The sequence below is a fragment of the Micromonospora violae genome, from assembly GCF_004217135.1.
Classification (GTDB): domain Bacteria; phylum Actinomycetota; class Actinomycetes; order Mycobacteriales; family Micromonosporaceae; genus Micromonospora; species Micromonospora violae.
The window spans coordinates 6455311-6473717 of the sequence record NZ_SHKK01000001.1; the positions used below are offsets into that span (position 1 = coordinate 6455311).

The 18407-nt window shown below is 71.6% G+C and carries 16 protein-coding genes; 11 read left to right on the forward strand and 5 right to left on the reverse strand.

Going from position 1 to position 18407, the window contains the following annotated elements:
* Nucleotides 1–99: 99 nt before the first annotated feature.
* The 5 genes from EV382_RS29290 (at nt 100) to EV382_RS29310 (ending at nt 5810) form a co-directional block, all read left to right on the forward strand.
* Nucleotides 100–1473: an ABC transporter permease gene (locus EV382_RS29290; RefSeq protein WP_130407165.1), complete on the forward strand. Its 1374-nt coding sequence runs from the start codon at nt 100–102 to the stop codon at nt 1471–1473.
* Between the two features lie 3 nt (nt 1474–1476).
* Complete coding sequence (locus tag EV382_RS29295) at nt 1477–2757, forward strand: ABC transporter permease (protein ID WP_130407167.1); 1281 nt, start codon at nt 1477–1479, stop codon at nt 2755–2757.
* Between the two features lie 132 nt (nt 2758–2889).
* Nucleotides 2890–3603, forward strand: coding sequence for a cytidine deaminase (locus EV382_RS29300; protein WP_130409304.1), 714 nt, complete (start codon nt 2890–2892; stop codon nt 3601–3603).
* 135 nt (nt 3604–3738) lie between these two features.
* Nucleotides 3739–5019 carry a thymidine phosphorylase gene (locus EV382_RS29305; protein ID WP_130407169.1) on the forward strand — a complete coding sequence of 427 codons (1281 nt, stop codon included), beginning with the start codon at nt 3739–3741 and terminating at the stop codon, nt 5017–5019.
* A 110-nt stretch (nt 5020–5129) separates the two neighbouring features.
* Nucleotides 5130–5810: a DUF4272 domain-containing protein gene (locus EV382_RS29310; protein WP_130407171.1), complete on the forward strand. Its 681-nt coding sequence runs from the start codon at nt 5130–5132 to the stop codon at nt 5808–5810.
* A gap of 2 nt (nt 5811–5812) precedes the next feature.
* Here the strand turns inward: EV382_RS29310 and EV382_RS29315 are convergent, their stop codons facing one another.
* Both EV382_RS29315 and EV382_RS29320 read right to left on the reverse strand, forming a co-directional pair.
* Nucleotides 5813–6697, reverse strand: a complete 885-nt coding sequence (locus EV382_RS29315) for a putative RNA methyltransferase (protein WP_130407173.1) — start codon at nt 6695–6697, stop codon at nt 5813–5815.
* 3 nt (nt 6698–6700) lie between these two features.
* Entirely contained in the window at nt 6701–7189 is a 489-nt protein-coding gene (locus tag EV382_RS29320) for a MarR family winged helix-turn-helix transcriptional regulator (protein WP_130407175.1), read from the reverse strand.
* A 58-nt stretch (nt 7190–7247) separates the two neighbouring features.
* Between EV382_RS29320 and EV382_RS29325 the strand changes: the two genes are divergently transcribed.
* Both EV382_RS29325 and EV382_RS29330 read left to right on the forward strand, forming a co-directional pair.
* Nucleotides 7248–7664, forward strand: a complete 417-nt coding sequence (locus tag EV382_RS29325) for a PPOX class F420-dependent oxidoreductase (protein ID WP_130407177.1) — start codon at nt 7248–7250, stop codon at nt 7662–7664.
* 45 nt (nt 7665–7709) lie between these two features.
* Entirely contained in the window at nt 7710–8783 is a 1074-nt protein-coding gene (locus tag EV382_RS29330; protein ID WP_130407179.1) for an adenosine deaminase, read from the forward strand.
* Between the two features lie 2 nt (nt 8784–8785).
* Here EV382_RS29330 and EV382_RS33685 read toward each other — a convergent pair whose 3' ends face one another.
* On the reverse strand, nt 8786–9079 hold the full coding sequence (locus EV382_RS33685; protein WP_244236847.1) for a hypothetical protein: 294 nt from the start codon (nt 9077–9079) through the stop codon (nt 8786–8788).
* A 502-nt stretch (nt 9080–9581) separates the two neighbouring features.
* Between EV382_RS33685 and EV382_RS29340 the strand changes: the two genes are divergently transcribed.
* From EV382_RS29340 to EV382_RS29355, 4 genes are all read left to right on the forward strand, one after another.
* Nucleotides 9582–13196 (forward strand): sensor histidine kinase, encoded by a 3615-nt coding sequence (locus EV382_RS29340; RefSeq protein WP_130407183.1) that lies wholly within the window; start codon nt 9582–9584, stop codon nt 13194–13196.
* Nucleotides 13193–13597 (forward strand): roadblock/LC7 domain-containing protein, encoded by a 405-nt coding sequence (locus tag EV382_RS29345; protein ID WP_130407185.1) that lies wholly within the window; start codon nt 13193–13195, stop codon nt 13595–13597. The genes EV382_RS29340 and EV382_RS29345 overlap by 4 nt, the downstream gene beginning before the upstream one ends.
* 99 nt (nt 13598–13696) lie before the next feature.
* The gene (locus EV382_RS29350; RefSeq protein WP_030329021.1) at nt 13697–14074 is read left to right on the forward strand and encodes a DUF742 domain-containing protein; all 378 of its coding nucleotides are present in this window, start codon (nt 13697–13699) and stop codon (nt 14072–14074) included.
* Between the two features lies 1 nt (nt 14075).
* The gene (locus tag EV382_RS29355; protein ID WP_130407187.1) at nt 14076–14669 is read left to right on the forward strand and encodes a GTP-binding protein; all 594 of its coding nucleotides are present in this window, start codon (nt 14076–14078) and stop codon (nt 14667–14669) included.
* Between the two features lie 255 nt (nt 14670–14924).
* On the opposite strand, the gene EV382_RS29360 is transcribed toward EV382_RS29355, so the two are convergent.
* Both EV382_RS29360 and EV382_RS29365 read right to left on the reverse strand, forming a co-directional pair.
* On the reverse strand, nt 14925–17369 hold the full coding sequence (locus EV382_RS29360; protein WP_130407189.1) for a transposase: 2445 nt from the start codon (nt 17367–17369) through the stop codon (nt 14925–14927).
* A gap of 39 nt (nt 17370–17408) precedes the next feature.
* Nucleotides 17409–18371: a DNA primase gene (locus EV382_RS29365; RefSeq protein WP_130407191.1), complete on the reverse strand. Its 963-nt coding sequence runs from the start codon at nt 18369–18371 to the stop codon at nt 17409–17411.
* Between the last annotated feature and the right edge of the window lie 36 nt (nt 18372–18407).

The window sequence follows — 18407 nt, forward strand, 5'->3', positions numbered from 1 at the left end:
AGCGAAGCGGAGTGACGGCGTGAGCGAGCGGCAGCGAGCGAATCGGAGTTGCAGGGCGTTGGTGCCTCATGGCGTCACGCAGCGAAGCGGAGTGACGGCATGAGCGACCCCAATCCGCAGTCGGGCTCCTCGGACAAGGAACCGGCGAGCGAGGCGCAGGCCGCGCAGGACGCGCTCGACAACACCGAACGGGCCGAGGTGTCGACCGAGCCGCAGCGCCCGGTGGCGAAGCCGGACCGGGAGCCGGAGCCGAAGCCGAGCCTGGGCCGGATGTTCCTGGAGAACCTCTGGGCGGCCAACACCTTCACGGTGACGCTGCTGTCGTTGGTGCTGGCGGTCGTGGTCGGCGCGGTGCTGATGATCATTTCTGATCCGGCGGTGCTCTCCACCTACTCGTACATCACCTCCCGCCCGTCCGATGCGATCAACTCCAGCTGGACGCTCGTCAGCGAGGCGTACGCGAACCTGTTCAAGGGCTCGATCTTCGACCCCGAAGCATTCACTGCCTGGCTGAACGGCGACGGTGGTTGGCAGGCCGTGCTCGCGCCGATCTCGGAGACGCTGACCTACGCGGCGCCGTTGGTCTTCACCGGTCTGTCGGTGGCGCTGGCCTTCCGCGGCGGTCTGTTCAACATCGGTGCCCAGGGCCAGGCCACCATCGGCGTGATCATGGCGGCGCTGGCCGGCTTCCTGCTGCCGCTGCCGCCCGGCCTGCACCTGCTGGTGGCGGTGCTGGCCGGCGCGCTGGGCGGAGCGATCTGGGGTTTCATCCCCGGCATCCTCAAGGCCCGCGCCGGCGCACACGAGGTGATCAACACGATCATGCTCAACTACGTCGCCACGTACTTCCTCACCTGGCTGATCGTGCAGAACGGCGTGCAGGACCCGACCCGTACCGACGCGATCAGCAAGGCGGTGGACAGCTCCGCCCAGCTGCCCCGACTGCTCGGCGACAACCTGCGGGTGCACGCCGGCATCCTGCTCGCCGTGTTGGCCACCTGGGCGGTCGCCTGGCTGCTCAACCGCTCGACGCTCGGCTTCGAGCTGCGCGCGGTCGGCGCCAACCCGGACGCCGCCCGGACCGCCGGCATCAGCGTCACCCGGACGTACATTCTGATCATGGTCTTCGCCGGCATCCTGGCCGGTCTCGGCGGCTCGAACATGGTGCTCGGCTCCACGGCCAGCGCGTTGACCCCGCTGGTGGTCGCGCAGATCGGCTTCGACGGCATCCTGGTGGCGCTGCTCGGGCGGGTGAAGCCCTGGGGGGTGTTGCTCGCCGCGCTGCTGTTCGGGGCGCTGCAGGCCGGTGGTAACCGGATGCAGTCGTACTCCGGGATCTCGCTGGAGCTGGTGACAGTGCTCCAGGCGCTGATCGTCATCTTCATCGCCGCGCCGGCCCTGGTGAAGGCGATCTTCCAGCTCCGGGCCGCGCGTGCCGCCCGGTTGCAGACGAGCCTGGCGAAGGGCTGGTAACTCATGTCCACCATGGCTGTCCCCGACATCGCCGTCGCCCCGGTCGACGAGGGCTTCTGGACCCGCAGCCGCAAGGTCGGTCTCACGCTGCTGGGGCTCGGCCTGCTGTCCGCGGTGCTCTTCGGCGCGCTCGCCACCGACCAGCAGGCCCGGTTCACGCTCAGCGACGACGCGGCCGGTGCCGCACTGGAGATCAACGGCACGATCGGGGCGATCCTCTTCGGGATCATCACGATCGCCGCCGGCGCGGCGCTGCTCGCCGGGGTGCCGAAGCGGTGGTTCCTCGTCGTGCTCGGTGTCGGGCTCGTCGGTTTCGTGCTGTCGTTCCTGTGCTGGCAGGTCTCCGCCGCGCCGGTCGGTCAGAACTTCATGCCGCTGGTCAACATCATCCGGGGCACGTTCATCCTGGCCCTGCCGTTGATCTTCGGCGCGCTCGCCGGGGTGCTCTGCGAACGCTCCGGCGTGGTCAACGTCGCCATCGAGGGCCAGCTGCTGATGGGCGCGTTCAGCGGCGCGCTGTTCGGCAGCATCTCCGGCAGCGTCTGGGTGGGCCTGGTCGCCGCCGCCATCGGTGGCGCGTTCATCTCGCTGCTGCTCGCCGTCTTCGCCATCCGCTACCTGGTCGACCAGGTCGTCATGGGCATCGTGCTGAACCTGCTGGCGGTCGGCGTCACCGGCTTCCTCTACGAGCGGCTGATGCAGACCGACGCCCAGAAGTACAACAGCGCGCCCCGCTTCAGCAACTGGGAGATCCCGCTGCTGAAGGACATCCCGGTGCTCGGGCCGGCGTTGTTCCGCGGCAACATCTTCCTGTACGTCGGGCTGCTCCTCGTACTGGTGATCCACATCGGGCTGTTCCGCACCCGGTGGGGTCTGCGTACGCGCTCGGTCGGTGAGCACCCGATCGCCGCCGACACGCTCGGCGTCAAGGTGCTGCGGGTGCGCTACCGCAACGTACTGCTGGCCGGAGTGGTCGCCGGCATCGGCGGCGCGTCCTACACCCTCGCGCTCTACTCGTTCACCAAGAACATGATCGGCGGCAAGGGCTTCATCGCGCTGGCCGCGCTGATCTTCGGCCGGTGGAACCCCACCGGCGCACTGCTCGCCGCGCTCTTCTTCGGCTTCGCCGACCAGCTCGCCACCTACCTGGGCGCGATCAGCAGCTCGATCCCCAGCCAGTTCCTGGCCATGCTGCCCTACCTGGCGACCATCCTGGCCGTCGCCGGCCTGGTCGGCCGAGTCCGGGCCCCAGCCGCCGACGGCAAGCCGTACATCAAGGGCTGACCAACCCCGCTCTCGTGTTGATCAAGAGGTTTCGGTCAGGAGAATCGCCGATCCTGACGCAAACTTCTTGATCAACACGATGGGGTGTGGGACTCGGCCCTGCGCGCGCGTGACCTGGGCTACCTCGGCAGAATGGGCGGCATGACCGACATTGACTGGGCGCAGTTGCGCGCCGCCGCCATCGAGGCGATGCGGCACGCGTACGCGCCGTACTCGACGTTCCCGGTCGGCGCGGCCGCGCTGGTCGACGACGGCCGGGTGGTGGTCGGCTGCAACGTGGAGAACGCCGCCTACGGGGTGACGCTCTGCGCCGAGTGTGGGGTCGTGTCCAGCCTGCACGCCACCGGCGGTGGTCGGCTCGTGGCGCTCTCCTGCGTCGACGCGACCGGCGAGCCGTTGATGCCGTGCGGCCGTTGTCGGCAGCTGCTCTGGGAGCACGGCGGGCCGGAGTGCCTGATCGAGAGCAAGACCCGGCCACTGCGGATGGCCGAACTGCTGCCGCACGCCTTCGGCGTGGAGGACCTGGAGGCCGTCACCGGCGAGACACCCGTGCCGGTGGTCCCGGAGCGGCTCGCCGCCTGGCGCGGGCGCGGCACCGTCTTCGTGCACCCGGACATGTCCGCTGGTCAGCAGGTCTGGACGGCGTACTGGGAGCGGTCGGCCGGGGACGACGTCGGCGCCGAAACCGGGGTGCTGGAGGAGGCGCCGAGCTGGGACGACCCGGCTGAGGCGATCACCTGGGGTCTGGCGCGGACGCCCCGCGTGGTCGTGGTGGACGCCACCGGCACGATCTTCTGGGCTGGCGAGGGTGAGCCGCCTATGGAGATCCCGGTTCGCTGGGGTTGAGCTGTGGGGATTGGGCCGACCGTGCCCGGCTCCGGGCGGTCAGGCTTGATCCCTCCGCCGGGCACGGTCGGCCCCCGCCCCTCGTGGTCACCGGCCGTCGGTCGGGATCTGCAACAGACTAGGGATGATCTTCTGATGAGTGGTTTTGCTGCTGTTGACGTTATTCGGGTCAAGCGGGACGGGGGTGTGCTGTCGGACGCGCAGATCGACTGGGTGGTCGACGCGTACACCCGGGGGGTTGTCGCCGACGAGCAGATGTCCGCGCTGGCGATGGCGATCCTGATCAACGGCATGACCGGGCCGGAGATCGCCCGGTGGACCGCCGCGATGATCGCCAGCGGTGAGCGGCTGGACCTGTCGGCGGTCCGCCGGCCGACGGTCGACAAGCACTCCACCGGCGGCGTCGGCGACAAGATCACCCTGCCGCTCACCCCGCTGGTGGCCGCCTGTGGCGCGGCCGTGCCGCAGCTGAGCGGCCGGGGTCTCGGGCACACCGGCGGCACGCTGGACAAGTTGGAGTCCATCCCGGGCTGGCGGGCCACGGTGAGCAACGACGAGTTCATCGCCCAGCTGGACGAGGTGGGTGCGGTGATCTGCGCGGCCGGTACCGGGCTCGCGCCCGCCGACCGCAAGCTGTACGCGCTGCGCGACGTGACCGGCACCGTGGAGGCGATCCCGCTGATCGCCAGCTCGATCATGAGCAAGAAGATCGCCGAGGGGACCGGCGCGCTGGTCCTCGACGTCAAGGTCGGCTCGGGCGCGTTCATGAAGTCCGTCGACCAGGCCCGCGAGTTGGCCCGCACCATGGTCGAGCTGGGCGGTGCGCACGGGGTGCGGACGGTCGCCCTGCTCACCGACATGTCCACCCCGCTCGGCCTGGCGATCGGCAACGCGGTCGAGGTGACCGAGTCGGTCGAGGTGCTGGCCGGTGGTGGGCCGGCCGACGTGGTGGAGCTGACCCTCGCCCTGGCCCGGGAGATGCTCGACGCCGCCGGCCTGCCGGACGCCGATCCGGCGGCGGCCCTGCGCGACGGACGGGCCATGGACTCCTGGCGGGCGATGATCCGGGCGCAGGGCGGCGACCCGGACGCGCCGATGCCAGCGGCGGCCGAGGTGGAGGTGGTCCGCGCCGAGCGGGACGGGTACGTCGCGGCCGTCGACGCGTACGCCATGGGGGTGGCGGCGTGGCGGCTCGGCGCGGGTCGGGCGCGCAAGGAGGACCCGGTCAGCGTGCCGGCCGGGGTGGTGCTGCACAAGCGGCCCGGTGACGAGGTGCGGGCCGGTGACCCGCTCTACGAGCTGCGTGCCGAGGACGCGACGCGGATTCCGGCCGCGCTGACCGAGGCCGCCAACGCGGTACGGATCGCGGCGACGGCCCCGGCGGCGACGTCGTTGGTCATCGAACGCATCAGCTGACAGATCCGGGGTCGCCCGGGCATGGTGCCGGTCCCGTGGGAGCGCTATTGTCGCAGGCCAAGGGGGGACAACCGGCCTTGCGCCGGCGCGAGCAGACAGGAAGATCCGCCGTGACCGTTGCTGCCCCCGACCCCCGTGAGGTGCGCGAGGCGAGCCTGGACGAACTGTCCCGGCTCGGCCTGCCGTTGCCACCGCCCCAGTTTCCCCTCGTCTGGGAGCCGGGTGACCAGATCGACCTGCGACCGACCGCGGAGATCGAGGCGCGGATCGCGGTGCTGCACCTGATCCTGGCGCGTTGCTTCGGCATGCCTCCGCAGGCGGCGATGAGCTGGCTGCTCGGCTCGCACCTGGTCGACGCGGTGACCCCGCCGGAGTGGCAGTTCGTGATGGGCGGCAAGGGCGACCACCGGTCGTTCGTGCTGCACCACGACGCGCTCTTCGCACTGGCCTGGGTGCTCGGGTTGACCAAGCAGCTCGACCCCACGCTCGCCGTCGACGAGCGGCTGGTCGAGCGGCTGCCGCACATCGCCGAAGGGGAGACCTTCCCGTACTGGCGGTCCCGGATCCTGACGGCGCCGCAGCACCCGGCCGACGCGGCGGCCCTGCTCGACCTGCACTACTGCCTGGACTGGGCGTACCTGGAGACCGAGCGCGGCGGTCGGCGTGCGCCGGGCCTGGTCGACGCGAACGCGATCGGGCAGCGGCGGTGGGCGCTGGAGTGGGCGGTGATCCTGCGCGGGCCGTACCACGACGAGCCGCCCGGTTGGGAAGAGGTCGACCTCTCCACCTGAGGTCAGCGGGGTCGGTACCCGTCCACCCGGACCGCCACCGTCACCCGGACCGGTTCGGGAAGGGCGGCCAGCCGGGCGGTGAGCGCGTCCGGGTCGGTGTGCCAGGCGCTCGGGCCCATCCCGACCAGGCTGGCGGCCTCCGGTCGGGTCAGTGTCAGCTCCGCCCGGTGGACGGCTGAGCTGACCGGCGTGAAGTGCCCGCCCAGGCTGTCGGTCACCCGGCCAGCCTTGTCCGGGGCCACCCGCAGCAGATCGAGGGCAGCCACCAACTCGGTGAGATGGTCGGTGTCGGGCGTGACCACCAGCAGCGTCCCGGCCGGATCGAGCACCCGGTGGAACTCGGTGCCGTTACGCGGGGCGAAGACGTTCAGCAGCACGGCGGTCGAGGCGTCCGCCAGCGGCAGTCGTTGCCAGGTGTCGGCGAGCGCGGCGGCGGCCCGGGGATGCGCGCGCGCCGCGCGGCGCAGCGCCGGTTTGGACACGTCCAGGGCCAGACCCACGGCGTGCGGCAGCGCCGCCAGCACCGCGCCGAGGTACCGGCCGGTGCCGGCGCCGGCATCCACCACCAGGGGGTACGCGCCGACGTCGGGCGCTGGCGGCTCGGCGCCCGTCGCGCCGAGACGGACGACAGCGTCCGTCGCGGCAGCGGCGAGGGCGGCCGAGATGACGTCGTAGTGCCCGGCGGCGAGGAAGTCCGCGCGGGCCGCGACCATCTCGGCGGTGTCGCCGACGTGCGGGGCGCGGCCGGTGAGCAGGTTGACGTAACCCTGGCGCGCGATGTCGAAGCTGTGCCGGCGCGGGCAGCGCAGGGCCTTCGTGTCGGTGGCCTGCTCCAGCGGCTCGCCGCAGACCGGGCAGCGCAGTCGATCGAGGATGCGGGGGTCCACGCGTCAGGCCTCCGGATCGTGCCGTGGGTGGGGCGCCCGAGCGCCGAGGTGGTCGACCACCCGGTGGGTGAGCGCGCCGAGCGCGTCGATCTCCGCCGGCGTGAGCAGGTCGATCAGGTGCCGGCGGACGGCGGCCACGTGGCCGGGGGCGGCGGACCCGATGGCCTGCCGCCCGGCGGGGGTGAGGACGACGATCGACCCTCGGGCGTCGTCGGCGCACTCCTCGCGGGTGACCAGGCCGCGCTGCTGCATGCGGGTCAGGTGGTGGGAGAGCCGGCTGCGCGACCAGAGCATGCGATCTGCCAGCTCCCGCAGCCGCAGCCGCCCCTGCGGTGTCTCGGAGAGGTCGGAGAGCACGTCGTAGTCGGCCTCGGAGAGGCCGGCGTCCTGGGTCAGCTGCCGGGCCAGCTCCAGGTCGAGCAGCCGACGCATTCGGCGGTAGCCGCGCCACGCGCGGTCCTCTCGTTCGTCGAGCCATCGTGGAGCGGCCATGCTCCGAGTCTAGCCGTTTCGTTGACATGTCATCGATTGGGTACCTAAGGTCGATGACATGTCAACGAAACGACTCTGGGAACTCTTCGGTGAGCGCGGGCGCGGAGTGCTGGTGACCATGCGCCGTGACGGTCGACCCCAACTTTCCAACCTCGACTACCTGGCCGAGCCCGAGCTGATCAGGTGCTCGACCGTCAGCAGCCGGGCAAAGGCGCGCAACCTGAGCCGCGATCCACGAGCGAGCTTCCACGTCACGACCCCGGACGGTGGGGCGTACGCCGTCGCCGAGGGCGTCGCCACCCTCACGCCGCCCGCCGCAGCCGAGGACGACGACACCGTGCAGGAACTGGTCGAGGTCTACCGACGCGTCCGCGGCGAGCACCCCGACTGGGCGGAGTACCGGTCGGCGATGGTCGCCGACGGTCGGCTGGTGATCCGACTCCTGGTCACGCGCATCTACGGCTGGCGACCCTGAGCGGGCCGGCTCGGTCCCGACGGGTTGGCTGACTAGGGTCTGAGCATGGTCGCAACTATCCGGTACGAGGACATCGTCAAGGTCCCGAAGGCGCTGCTGCATGACCACCTCGACGGCGGGCTGCGGCCGGCGACGATCGTCGACCTGGCCGCCGAGGTGGGTCACGAACTACCCACCACCGACCCCGAGGCGCTCGGACGCTGGTTCGCGGACGCGGCGGACTCCGGCTCCCTGGAGCGCTACCTCGAAACGTTCGCGCACACGGTGGCGGTCATGCAGACCGCGCCCGCGCTGCGTCGGGTGGCCCGCGAGTGCGCCCTGGACCTGGCCGCCGACGGGGTGGTCTACGCGGAGGTGCGCTTCGCCCCGGAGCAGCACCTGGAACGGGACCTGAGCCTGGACGAGGTGGTCGAGGCGGTGCTGGCCGGGTTCGCCGAGGGCACCGCCCAGGCGGTCGAGGCGGGCCTGACCATCCGGGTGGGCACCCTGCTCACCGCGATGCGGCACGCCGCCCGTTCCCAGGAGATCGCCGAGCTGGCCGTGCGGCACCGGGACGCCGGGGTGGTCGGCTTCGACATCGCCGGCGCCGAGGCGGGTTTCCCGCCCACCCGGCACCTGGACGCCTTCGAGTACCTCCAGCGGGAGAACTTCCACTTCACCATCCACGCCGGCGAGGCGTTCGGGCTGCCGTCGATCTGGCAGGCGATCCAGTGGTGTGGAGCGGACCGGCTCGGCCACGGGGTGCGGATCGTCGACGACATCGGCGCCGACGGCTCGCTCGGCCGGCTGGCCGCGTACGTCCGGGACAAGCGGATCCCGCTGGAGCTGTGCCCCTCGTCGAACGTGCAGACCGGCGCGGTGGCCTCGATCGCGGACCACCCGATCGGTCTGCTGCGGGACCTGCGCTTCCGGGTGACCGTCAACACCGACAACCGGTTGATGAGCGGCACCTCGATGTCGCGGGAGATGTCGCTGCTGGTGGAGACGTTCGGCTACGGCTGGAAAGAGTTGCAGTGGTTCACCATCAACGCGATGAAGAGCGCCTTCATCCCGTTCGACGAGCGGCTGCGGATCATCGATGAGGTGATCAAGCCGGCGTACGCGAAGTTGCTGGCCTGAGCTCAGCGGTGGGGGTGGCCGGCGAGCAGGCCGGCCACCCGGTGCAGCACCTCCCGGGCTCGGGCCGCCTCCGCGCCCAGGCCCATCTGCCGACGCAGCACCGCGGGCTCGGCCCGTAGGAGCGCCACCCCGCGGCGAATCAACACCCGGGGCGCTTTGCGCTGTTCGGAAAGGTCACGGGCGAGTCGGCGCAGGAAGGTCGCCCCGCGCGGGCGGCGCAGCGCGTACGCCCCGGCGAGCAGGCCAAGTCGTCGGCACTCCTCGACGATCTCGGCCGCGAAGATCCCTTCGGCCACGAAAAGTGGCGATCCGGCGACATCAAATGGCCGGGTGGTCACCCGTCGATCGGCACCGATCGCATAAACCGGCACATCGGCCCGACCCTCGCGGGCAAGTCGGGCAATAATTTCCACCGCACCGGGGGCGTCCCAGGACTGCGGCGATTCCCAATCCACCTGGCCGTTTCGTCTCGGCAACGTAGGGTCATCGCCGTCTTTGTAGAAGTCGTCCAAGCAGAGCACCGGCAAGCCGGTTTGCTGCGCTATGTACGACTTTCCGGACCCTGACGGGCCGGCCAGTAGGACCACTCGGTGCGGATGTTCCATTACCTTCAGTTACTCCGGCCAGACAGACTGCTATCAAATCGTATCAACATCTCATCACACCTTCGGTCGGGGACAACCTGGGCTTTCTTCTTGTCGAGCGGCGTGATGGAATCTCGGGGGTCCGACCCGCCGGGTCGGTCGCTGGGCGTTGCCCGGGGCAACGCGTTGAAGCTGTAATCGCGAGGGCGGTGTTGTGAGCAAACGGCCAAAGATGGCGGGCTCCCTCCTGTCGCGGCTGCGCCGGCCGGCCAGCCGGCTCGGGGACATGCCGATCTGGTCCAAGCTCGGTCTCATCATGATCGTGCCGACCATCGCCACGGTCGTGGTGGGCACCAGTGGTCTCGTCGACCACGTGGAGACGCTCAACAATGCCAACCGGGCGGGCGACCTGGCGAATCTGTCGAGCTACTCGGGTGACCTGGTCGACAGCCTGCAGGACGAGCGGACCGCCGCCGTGCTGATGTTGGGCGCGGACGGGACGCAGCCGACAGCGCAGTACCAGGAGGCGTACAACCGGGTGAATTCCCGGGTGGACCAGGACGCGATCCCGTACCGGAAGCAGCGGGCCGAGATCGAGGATCTGCCGAGCAGCCTCGAGAGTCTGCTCGACAGCATCGACCAGAACCTGCAGGACCTGTCGGGCGTCCGCAGCCAGGTGTTCAACGGGAAGCTCGCGCTCACCGACTCCGTGCGGGCGTACGACGGTCTGATCGACGACCTGCTCGCCATCCGCGACTCGTCCACGCAGCTCGCCGGTGACAACCAGCTGAGCGACCGGATGCGGGCCGCCGCGGCGGTCGCCCGGGAGAAGGAGTTCCTCTCCGGCCGTCGGGTCGTGGTCCACCGCGCGCTGGGCGTCAAGGGCGGAAAGCTCATGAACCCGACGCTGCGCAGGGACTACATCGCCAGCGACACCGGCCAGATCCAGGCTGTGCAGAGCTTCAAGGCCGTGGCGACCCCGGAGGACGCGAAGTTCCACGACCAGACGATCGCGGGCGGCGACCTCCGGCAGGCAAAGAACTACACCGGCTGGATCGACGGCAACACCACCGGCGACATGCGCGGTGCGCCGTTCGGCCCGGACCAGTGGGAAGCCGCCATGACGGCCAACGCCAAGCTGATCCGCACCGTCGAGACGAAGCTCGACCGCGAAGTGGTGAGCCAGGCCGACAGCATCCGCTCGGACGTCCAGCGCCAGGTATTCCTGGAGACCGGCCTGCTGCTCAGCATGCTGCTCCTGGCCATTCTCTTCGCGTACATGGTCGCCCGCTCGATGGCCCGATCCCTTCGCGAGCTGCGGCAGGGCGCGCTCTCCGTCGCCCAGTACGGCCTGCCGCAGGCGGTGGCCCGCCTGCGTGACCCGCAGGTCGTCGGGCAGCTCTCCCCGGTGCAGCTGGCCAACCAGATCGCCGAGCCGCTCCCGGTGCGCACCAAGGACGAGTTCGGCCAGGTGACCGAGGCGTTCAACGCCGTCCACCTGGAAGCCGTCCGGACGGCGGCCGAGCAGGCGGCGCTGCGCGCCTCCGTCGCGACCATGTTCGTCAACCTGGCCCGCCGTTCACAGATCCTGGTCGACCGTCTCATCGGTCACCTCGACCGGTTGGAGCGCGGCGAGGAGGACCCGGACCGGCTGGCCGAGCTGTTCCAGCTCGACCACCTGGCGACCCGGATGCGCCGTAACGACGAGAACCTGCTGGTGCTCGCCGGTGCCGACTCCACCCGTGTGCAGCGCGAGCCGGCCGCTCTCATCGACGTGCTCCGCGCCGCGCAGTCCGAGGTCGAGCACTACACCCGGATCGAGTTCGGTGTCATCGACCGGGACATCGAGGTCGCCGCGCATGCGGTCAACGACCTGGTGCACCTCGTCGCGGAGCTGTTCGACAACGCCACCGCGTTCTCCCCGCCCGACTCGCAGGTCATGGTCGAGGCTCGCCGGGTCGGCGACCGCGCCTCGCTGTACGTGGAGGACCGCGGCATCGGCATCAGCGCCGACCAGTTGCAGGACCTCAACGAGCGGCTCGCCACGCCGCCGCAGGTGGACGTGGCCGTGTCCCGGATGATGGGCCTGGTCGTGGTCGCCCGGCTGGCGTCCCGGCACGGTGTCCGGGTCGAGCTGCGCCCCGGCAACGACCGCGGCACGGTCGCCGACGTGACTCTTCCCACGTCGGTGCTGGTGCCTCGGGCGCTCTCCGGTCGGGTTCAGCAGTCGCCGGCGCTGCCGGCGGCCGGCGCTCCCCAGTTCGGTGGGCCGCAGTCCGGTGCTCCGCAGGTCGGTGGGTCCGCGCCCGCCTTCGGTGCGCTGCCTGCGCTGGGCAACGGCCCGCGCCCGAGCGAGTCGGGCAACCAGGTCACCCTGGGCGGTCGTCCGTTCGAGCCCGCCTCGCGCAACGGCGCCGGCACCCCCGCCAACGGCGGTTCGTACCGCTCGATGCCGGCCTGGTCCGATCTGACCGGCGCGGCCGGCACGAACGGCGGCGACGGGTTCACCCCCCGGTCGGCCAACGGCCAGGGGACCGACCCGCTGCCGCAGCGCCGGGCCGGGGACGACACCCCGACCACCGGCCAGCAGCAGTCGATTCCGCGCCAGCTGCCGAGCAGCCCCGAGGCGCACCCGTACTCGGCGCCGCCGGTCTCCGCGCAGCCCTACTCCGGCGCGCCGGTCTCCGCCGCTCCGGCCTCGGGGCAGCCCTACTCCGGGCAGCCGTACTCGGGCGCGCCGTACGGCGGTGCGCCGGTCTCCGCCGCTCCGGCCTCCGGGCAGCCGTACGCCGGTCCGCCGGTGTCGGCGTCGCCGGTCTCGGCGTCGCCAGCGTCCGGGCAGCCGTACTCGGCTCAGCCGTACTCGGCGCCGCCCGCCACCGCCCAGTCGTTCAGCGGGTTCGAGCCGCGATCGGCCCCGCCCGCGCAGGCAGCCAGCGCCCCGGCACCGCCGGCCTGGCCGCCAGTGCCAGGTGGCGACCGGGACACGGCCACCCCGCCGGTCCCCGAGCGGCTCGCCGCCGCGCTGGACATGACGACCGAACTGCCGCGTGTGCCGCGACCCGGCGAGCAGCCGGCCGCAGCCCAGCCGCCGGCTCCGGCACCGCAGCCGGCTCCGGCTCCGGCCCCGCAGACCCGGCCGGCACCGCAGCAGCCGCAGGCGCAGAACCGTCAGCGGTACGCGGACGAGACGATGGAGCTACCGATCTTCCGGGAGCTCGAGTCGGCCTGGTTCCGTACCCGCCGCCCGGGCTCGGAGGAGACGGCCAGCGGCCAGCCGGCGACGAACGGCGACTCCGCGACCCAGCAGTTCGCCACGGTCGACGCCACCGGTCGGGCAGTCCACAAGACACCACCCGGGACGACAGGTAACACACCGATGGCAGACACTCCGACGGTCGGAGGGGCGCCGCGGGACAACGGCTCCACAGCGAGTGAGGGCGCCCACCCCGGTCTCGCCGAGAGCCTGCCGAACCGCCGGCCTCAACCGCAGAGCAACGGCTGGCAGACCGCTGCCGACGACGGCTGGCGGGCTGCCTCCGCGGCGGCCGGCGCGGTGCCGGTGAGCGAGACCACCACCACCGGCCTGCCGAAACGTAAGCCGATGGCGCAGCTGGTGCCCGGCGCGGTGGAGAAGCCCACCACCTCGGTCCAGCGGCGCTCCCCGGAGGCGGTTCGTGGCCTGCTCTCCGCCTACCATCGGGGCGTGCAGCGAGGGCGTAGCACCTCGGACAACCCGACCAGCCCGGAGGCGACTCCGGGAGGGCAATCCTCGCAGTCTGGCTCAGGCCCGGTGGCCGGGAGCGGGCAGAAGGAGCAAGAAGGATGACAACCTCGCAGGATCTTGGTTGGCTACTGGCCAACTTCGCCGACCGGGTGCCCGGCGTCGCGCATGCGGTCGCCGTCTCCGCGGACGGCCTACTCCTCGCGTCGTCACGGGATCTGCCGCGTGACCGGGCAGACCAGCTCGCCGCGATCTCGTCGGGTCTGGTCAGTTTGACCCAGGGGGCAGCACGCTGCTTCGAGGGAGGCGCGGTGTTGCAGACCGTCGTGGAGATGGACAATGGCTTCCTGTTCCTGATGTCCATCTCGGACGGCTCGTCCTTCGCCGTGCTGGCGGCCCGCAGCTCCGACGTAGGCCAGGTTGGCTACGAGATGGCGCTGCTGGTCGACCGGGTGGGCGACGCGCTGACCCCGCAGCCGCGTGCGGCTGCGGGCATGCTGGGCTGACACCCTTGCCGATCGTGAGGTCGGCACGACTGCAACAACGACAACGACGGGTTTCACCGGTGGGAGCCGGTAACGGGTGCGAGGGAGGTGAGCGGCGAGATGGCCGATCGTGACGAACCAACCGGGGCGTTGGTCCGTCCATACGCCGTGACCCGTGGTCGCACCCGTCCCCGGCTCGACATCGCGCTGGAGGCGCTCGTCGAGACGACGGTGCGCGGCCGGGCCGCTGCCAATGGCAACGGCGGCCAGGGCCGCGAACACCAGTACATCGCCGCGCTGTGTGACGGACGCGTGCAATCGCTCGCAGAGATCGCGGCGCGGATGCAGCTCCCGCTTGGTGTGGCCCGGGTGCTCATCGCCGACATGGCGACGGACGGCCTGGTCGCGGTCCACGAGCCGACCATTTTGGACGACTCCGACGACGCGGTGGGCACTGAACTGCTGGAGAGGGTGCTGAGTGGACTTCGCAGGCTCTGACATGTCGCACCGCCCGCCGAGCCCGAGCGGCCGCGTGACGTCGGCGAAGATCGTTATCGCCGGTGGATTCGGCGTCGGTAAGACGACGCTGGTCGGCTCGGTCTCGGAGATCACGCCGCTGACCACCGAGGCCATCATGACCTCCGCTGGCGTGGGCGTCGACGACACCCGGCAGGTGCCGGGCAAGACGACGACCACGGTGGCCATGGACTTCGGCCGGATCTCGATCGACCGTGACCTGATCCTGTACCTCTTCGGTACGCCGGGTCAGACCCGTTTCTGGTTCATGTGGGACGAACTGGTGCGGGGTGCGATCGGTGCGGTCGTGCTGGTGGACACCCGCCGGCTGGCCGACTGCTTCGCGGCGATCGACTTCTTCGAGCACCGACGCCTGCCGTACCTGGTGGCGATCAACTGCTTCGACGGAATGCAGTACCACGACCCGCAGGATGTCCGGGACGCCTTGGCGATCTCGAGCGACGTGCCGGTGGTGGCCTGCGCCGCCCGTAACCGGGAGTCGACGAAGCACGTGCTGATCTCGCTGGTCGAGTACGTGCTGACCATGCGCCGTACGCGCGCCGTCGCCCCGGCCTGATCGCTGGCGCTGCACGCCCCGGTGGTGGCTCCGGCCGCCACCGGGCGTAGCACCCTGCCCGCTGCACCACCGGGCGTCTGTGCGCCCGCCACGCCGCCTCCTGGGACGATCGTGGAAGCTGTCGACCCCCGCACCCGGGGCCGTGGCTCCTCGGCATCGTCGAGGAGGCGGCGTAACCGTGTCCGGGGTCCATCGTCATACGTGGGAGCGCCCCCAGTCAGCTGACTGAGGGCGCTCCCACGTATGTGCCAAGGATCAGGACTGGTAGCCCGCCGAACGGTACTCGTACTCCCGGTCGTCGTCGCGGTCTCCGTGGTCACGGCTGAAGTCCCAACCGCCGGCCGCCTCGCGGCCGGGCCGACCGCCCACCGCGAAACCGCCGATCTCCTGGCCGCGACGCCAGCCACGGAAGTAGCCGGTGGTGTTCTCCGCGAGGCTTGCCGCATCACGCACTATCCGCAATGGGCGCTCCTCGCGCAGCGGGGAACCCGGCACCAGGTTGGCCTGCGGCACCCGCTTCGGCAGACCGGCGTTGGTCTCGGCGCCCACCGCCGGGCGGGCGGCCTGCTCCGCGGCCTGCCAGCCGGTGTCGGCAGTGGTCGACCAGTCCAGGTCGGACTCCTCGGCGTGCCCGACGAACCAGGCCGACTTGGCCTGCGCGAAGATCAGCAAATCGCCGTCGCCCTCGTCAGCGACCGGCGGAGGCCGGTGCTCCATCGGCGGAGGCCGGTGCTCGACCGGGGGTGGCGGCCGGTGCTCGGCGGCACGCTCGGTGCGGGCGGGCGGCCGACCGTTGCGAGCGGCCTGCTCGCGGTCGACCAGGCGCAGCGGTGGCGTCTCCAGGTGCTGGTCCGCAGGAGGGTTGAGCCCCTCGCGCAGCGCCCGGTCGGCCAGCGGCGGCGGCTCGACCAGCCGCAGCATCGGGGGTTCCGGTGGCAGGTCGTCCGCCAACCAGGGCGGGGTGACCCGACCGTCGGCCCGACCCGGGTCGGTGGGGGCGTCGACACCGCGGCTGCCGCCGTACGAGTAGGCCACCGGGTTGTCCGGTGAGCTGTCGGCCGGGTCCTCCGGGTTGTTGACCAGCGGCCAGTTGGCACGCGAGCCGGGTGGTGCGGACTCCTGCCCGGGCCGGGGGGTCGGCACCGGAATGCTGAGGTCGGTGGCGCTGAACCCGCCGGTGGGTGGCTCGTCGACCGGGCGTTGCAGATGGCTCGGCCGGGGCTCGCCGTTGGTCTTGGGCCGGGGCGGAATGACCGTACGCTGCCGTTCGGCGCGCGCGTTGTTGATCGCGGCGGTGGTCAGCGTCGGCCGGAACGGCTCACCGGCCTCGGCCGGCGGCACCTGGCCGCGCTGCGCCGGCGCGATCGGGGTGATCCCGGGTGGCGGAGGCGGCGGTGCGGAGACCGGCCGGTTGGTCGGACCGTCGATCCGGCTGGAGGCCGGCTCGGTGCGGCTGGGCAGCGTGGACGATGGCGGACCAGCCATCGCCGCCGGAGTCATCGGGGCGGGTGCGACCGGCGGCGGCGTGACCGGCGCCGGGGCGACCGGCGGCGGCCCGAGCGGGCGGGGCGACGCCAGCGGCGCGTTGCCCGGGAGCGGCTCGGGGCGGCTGCGCCGCCCGGCGGCGGGTGCCGGCTCGACGGCCGGTGGGGTGGGTCGGACCGACCGCAGGCCGGCGTTGGTGCCGGCGAGGCCGCTCAACCCGGCGTTGGCGCCGGCCAGGCCGGTCAGCTCACCGACGGAGTCGCCACGGCGGGCAGCGGCGCGGCGGCCGGGTGCCTGGGCCGGCGTGCTGGCCCGGGAGCTGAGCGCGCTGACCAGCGCCTCACACCCGGCATCGCAGGCCCGTACGGAGGCGACGGCCTGACGGACCGTCTCGGCCACCGCGGACGTGAGAGCCCGGTTGACCGCGGCGCGTCGGGGTGTCTCGGAGATGGCGACGCGCAGGGCGGTGACCGCCTCGTTGATCTCCTCGGCGTCGGCGACCCCGTCCGCCGCGAGGTGCGCGGCGATGGCGTCCGCCGCGACCGACACCTCGCGGCCCCGGGCCACGGTGCCGCCGAGCATGCCCGGCTCGGGCAGCGCGTCCAGCACCGCCAGCGAGACCGGCTCGGCCGGGTCCGGGTAGGCGCGGAGGGCCGCCGGGTAGAGCTCCCGCAGAACCTCCCGCAGCGCCACGGCGGCCGAGTGCCGCCCGCTGGCCAACGCGGCGTGCGCGGAGAGCACCTGCTTGTAGCCGGCGAGGTCCCGGGGTGCCGGCAGGGTGACGGCGGAGAGCGCCCCCGCCTGCAACGCGCGGGCGAGGCCGACCGCCCGTCGTTCGGCCGGAGGTGACTGCATCTCCTCAAGGGAGTCGTCATCGGCGAACCGCTCGGCGAAGTCGTCCACCGAGTCGTCGTCGGCGATCGCCAGGGGTCGCCCGGCCGCGCTCAGCAGCGAGGTGACCGTGTGGTCGTCGCTGTCGGCGGCGATGGCCGCACCGCTCGGCCCGCCCGACCGCTCCACGAGCAGCGCGACGAGCTGGGCGTAGCCAGCGGCGTCATCGCCGATCTCGCAGACATGCAGCAGACGGCCTGCGTCGTCGACCACAGCGGACGTCAGCGTCGAACCGGCGGAGGCCGGTCGGTCAGCCGGATCCGCCGAGGCCAGACCGCAGTAAACGCGCACGAGCGCCACGGCGTCGTCCTCCTCCCGGGACAGGTCTTTCCTCTGCCAGCAACTGATGCTCCCCGGTACGGGTCAGTCGCGCCAGTCCACGACCGCAGAGATCTTGCCGACAATGGTGCGCCAACCCAAACTCGCGGTCTGTGCCCCGATCTTCTTGAGCCGCCGCCGACCCATGAACGCGCCGATCCCACCGTTGGCGGTGGCCCGCAGCGCCTCGTCCAGGTCGTCGAGGCTGGAGCCGGCGGAGAGCATGTCGAGTACCGCAGGCAGCCGCAATGCGTACGAGAGGTCGCGCGCGACCTCGCCCGCCTCGATCAGCAGGGTCGAATCCCACGTGTCGTGCCCGCCGCGCAGGTTCTCCACGACCAGGTCGAGCTCGTAGGTGTCCTCGTCGAGCGGAGCGATATCCGCCGGCTCCACCCGTTCGGACAATTCATTCCAGCTGTCCAGTTGGGACAGATCGTTGGGCGCACCGGATCGGATGAAACTGACAAGCGATTCGGGGGTCTTGAACAGCAGCAGCTTGCCCCGGTTGCTGAGGAAGACCGGCACCTCCTCGTCGTCCGCCTCGTCCGCCTCGTCCGCGACGGCCTCGTCCGACTCGTCGTCGGTGTCGGCGGCGTCACGGCGGCGGCGGGTCGACTCGTCGTCCTCGTCCTCGGCGGCGAACTCCTCGGCCAACTCCTCGTCGAGGATGACGACGGTCTCGTCGTCCTCTTCCTCCTCGATCGCCTGGCGGCGGGCGAGGAACGGGTCGTCCTGGTCGCGCTCGGTCACGTCGGTCGGGGTCAGCGAGCTGGCCGGCCGGTACGCCCGGAGCGTGAAGCCGGTGCCGGCGGGCAGGGCGATCTCCACCGGGTCGATGCGCAGCTCGTCCCAGAGGGAGCGGTCGATCGACGCCGACGGGCGGTCGGTCCCCTCGGTCTCATCTGGCTCGGCGGCGCCGGTGGTGTCGTCGAGCTCGGGCTCGTCGGCGTCGGGCCGTTGGGGCGACTGGCGGGCCACGCTGACCTCCGTGTGCTTCGGGTTGCCCACCCACCGGGTCTCTGACCGGCGAGTGACTCTGGGCAC